This is a genomic window from Asanoa sp. NPDC050611 (genome assembly GCF_040654855.1).
GTDB lineage: Bacteria > Actinomycetota > Actinomycetes > Mycobacteriales > Micromonosporaceae > Asanoa.
Map to the genome: position 1 here is coordinate 1 of NZ_JBFAIU010000668.1, position 1,570 is coordinate 1,570.

Annotated in this window: 3 protein-coding genes; all 3 read right to left on the reverse strand. The window is 70.2% G+C overall.

From position 1 onward, the window contains the following. The coding region (locus AB0H87_RS41665) for an iron chelate uptake ABC transporter family permease subunit (RefSeq protein WP_360159363.1) at positions 1–108 on the reverse strand (108 nt) is incomplete at its 3' end. Positions 109–129: 21 nt separating this feature from the next. Continuing rightward, positions 130–993, reverse strand: coding sequence for a PRC and DUF2382 domain-containing protein (locus AB0H87_RS41670; protein ID WP_360159357.1), 864 nt, complete (start codon positions 991–993; stop codon positions 130–132). Then, positions 990–1,570, reverse strand: a 581-nt coding sequence (locus AB0H87_RS41675) for a kelch repeat-containing protein (protein ID WP_360159360.1), incomplete at its 5' end; no start/stop codon positions are given. The genes AB0H87_RS41675 and AB0H87_RS41670, both read right to left, overlap by 4 nt.

Sequence of the window (1,570 nt, forward strand, 5' to 3'; positions counted from 1 at the left end):
CGCGGCCGCCGCACCGCTGGTCAGGGCGATCGTCGCGGCCAGGCCGGCGCCCTGGGTGATGCCGATGATGTCGGGGCTGGCCAGGGAGTTGCGGGGGCCGATCACCACGGCCCCGGCCGCCTCTCCGCGTCAGTCGAAGTCGCGTTTCTGCTCGTTCGGCAGGGCCGCTTCGATGTGCTCCTTGCGGACCTCGCCGCGGACGGTCTGCTGATCCGTCACGGTCTCCTTGACCATCCGGATCCGTTCGACCGGGATGGTCTCCTTGTTGACGACCGCGCGCTCGGCGAAGATCTCGACGTCGACGTCGGCCTCCGTGAGATCCGGGCCGGCGTGCGCCTCCGCCCAGTTCTCCTGGGTGATCGGCTCGCGGACCAGGCGGACCTCCTCGTGCGAGACCGGCACGGTCATCTGCTGCTCTTCGGTCACGACGTACTTGCGCAGGTGCGCGACGCCGATCCGCTCGCGCTGCGTGCCGACGCTGAGCCGTTCCTCCGAGCGGGTCATCACCCCGTCGAACAGGGCGGGGTCGTCGATCACGTCGTCGGCGGTGTAGCCGGCTCCCGCGGCGGAGCTTGACGTGCCGAGGTCGGCGAAGTTGGTCGCGTCTCCGCTTCGTGGCTGTCCGTAGTAGTCGTAGAGGCTGGCGAACTCGTTGGGCTGGAGGGGCGCGGTGCTGGACCCGTCGATCCTCGGCGCGTCCTTCACCTGGGACTTGTTGAACGGCACCACCAGTCGGCCCCGTCGCAAGTCTGCCTCCGACAACGGAACCATCGACTCCTTGGCCCCGAACATCCCGGTCTTCACACTGGCCCAGGCCGGAGCACCGGCAGGGTCGCCCCATACGTGTCCGACAGTGCCGATCTTGTCGCCATTGCTCCCGTAAACGTCCCGGCCGGCCAGATTGGCGGCGTCCTGACTGGTGATCATTTGGCACACTCCTCTCTTACCGGCCATACCCCCGATCAGGTAAAACCCACCTTTTGCCGAGATCATGGGGAATTTACGCGCAGCGCCGTGCGGGTGACCCGGGTCCGGTCGTCGTAACCGCCCGTCACCAGGAGTGCGCCGTCGGACAGCGCCGCGAGCGCCGGATACTGGCGCTCCACCGCGCCCCGGGCTAGCGGCAGGAAGCGGCCGTCCGCGTACACCTCGACGCCGAAGCCGCCCGCGACCGCCACCCGGCCGTCCGGCAGGGCGAGCACCGCGTCGGAGATCTTGTAACGGGGCTCGGCCATCGTCGGACCGTCGGTGAACAGACCGGTCCGCGGGTCGAAGACCAGCGTCGTGGCCAGCCGCGCGGCGGCGTCGTCCGCGGTCTGGCCGCCGACCACCAGCGCCCGACCGCCGGGCAAGGGCGCCACGGCCAGCTTGTACGCGGGCGCCGGCAACCGCCCCCGCACCTGCTGCCACCGGTCCCGCGCGGGGTCGTAGAGCAGCGCCGTGTCGAGCAGCCCGACGCCGTGCGGCGTGCCGGTCTGCGGGGTCGGGCCCTGCGTGGCTATCACCGGCAGGTGCAGGGCGTCTTCCAGGACCCGTTCAGCACGTTCAACCCCGTCTTCAAGGCCGATCG

Excerpts from the sequence above, each read along its gene's own strand:
- AB0H87_RS41670 (WP_360159357.1), bottom strand. The coding sequence starts at position 993 with ATGATCTCGGCAAAAGGTGGGTTTTACCTGATCGGGGGTATGGCCGGT.